The sequence below is a fragment of the Streptomyces sp. NRRL F-2664 genome (assembly GCF_000719345.1).
Lineage (GTDB): Bacteria > Actinomycetota > Actinomycetes > Streptomycetales > Streptomycetaceae > Streptomyces.
The window spans coordinates 1-211 of the sequence record NZ_JOFX01000646.1 but is presented as its reverse complement, the minus strand read 5'-3'; the positions used below and the strand labels follow the sequence as shown (position 1 = coordinate 211).

Sequence of the window (211 nt, the reverse complement as noted above, 5' to 3'; positions counted from 1 at the left end):
GGTCCGCTGGTCGAAGACATCGTCCTCACCCGCGAAACCGCCCCCCGCACCCGTGTAGGCACGCCCCTCCTCCACTGCGGGGGAGAACCGCTGCTCGGGCGCGGCGAGCTCTCCCTTGTCGTCGAGGGTGCGCAGGCGGGTCGCGGCCAGCGCCGGGACGGGCGAGCCGGGGATCTCCTCGTAGGCGATCTCGGTCACCGCGCCGAGGGGG

1 protein-coding gene is annotated in these 211 nt (G+C 74.4%); it reads right to left on the bottom strand.

Translation table 11 applies throughout. The annotated features are described in order from the left end of the window. On the bottom strand, positions 1 to 198 hold a 198-nt coding region (locus tag IF89_RS40485), incomplete at its 3' end, for a hypothetical protein (RefSeq protein ID WP_158718198.1). Between the last annotated feature and the right edge of the window lie 13 nt (positions 199 to 211).